Below are 900 nucleotides of genomic sequence, written 5' to 3' on the forward strand. Positions count from 1 at the left end.
CAGTATTGTTACAAGCATCAGTAGCAGTCCATGTTCTTACGATTTGGTAACTCGACGGACAGCTTCCTTGGATGATTGCTTCATTCAAAGTTACATTAGCAGAACCACAATTATCAATAGCAGTCAATACAGCTGGATCCGGAATGTTATTACAAGTAGCAACAGTATTTACAGGTGGTACTTGAACAAAAGTAGGCGCCACATTATCATTTACGGTGATGGTTTGAGAAAATACAACAGAAATGTTTCCACTATCATCAGTTACTGTCCATAAATTAGTATAAGAACCAGTGTTAGCACAGTCAGAAGAAGGTATAAATTCACCAGTGATTTTCACAATATTTGTTACATCGGTATCACAAACATCACTAGCGACAGGGAATTGTGCTTGTGCAATAGCTAAAGCACTAGCGTCATTACATGCTACTGTTGCATTTAAAGAGCCAATAGTTGTGACCCATGTTGGTGCAACAGTATCACTAACAATTACATTTTGAGTAGCCGTAGTTGAGTTTCCGTTGCCATCATTAAAAGTCCAAGTGATAACAAAAGTGCCTTGAGTATTATAGGTTAAAGGATCAGTAGTTGTAGCGGTGATAACAGTTCCTGTGCATGAATTGGTTGTAATCGGTGGCGTTACCGTAGCCGAACATTGTCCGGTTACATCTGCTAAAGTAGGAGCAGTTGGCGGAATAGTATTATCAACAATTACGTTTTGAGTAGCCGTAGTTGAGTTTCCGTTACCATCATTAAAAGTCCAAGTGATAACAAAAGTACCTTGAGTGTTATAAGTTAACGCATCGGTAGTTGTACCTGTTATTGTTCCCGCACACGCGTCAGTTGTCGTTGGCGGTGTTACCGTAGCCGAACATTGTCCGGTTACATCCGCTAAGGTTGGCG

The 900-nt window shown here is 40.4% G+C and carries 1 pseudogene; it reads right to left on the reverse strand.

The window, feature by feature from the left end:
• Positions 1-900: pseudogene (locus ICG50_RS13005) on the reverse strand (hypothetical protein); the annotation flags it as partial.

This window comes from Flavobacterium buctense, from assembly GCF_014486695.1.
Lineage (GTDB): Bacteria > Bacteroidota > Bacteroidia > Flavobacteriales > Flavobacteriaceae > Flavobacterium > Flavobacterium buctense.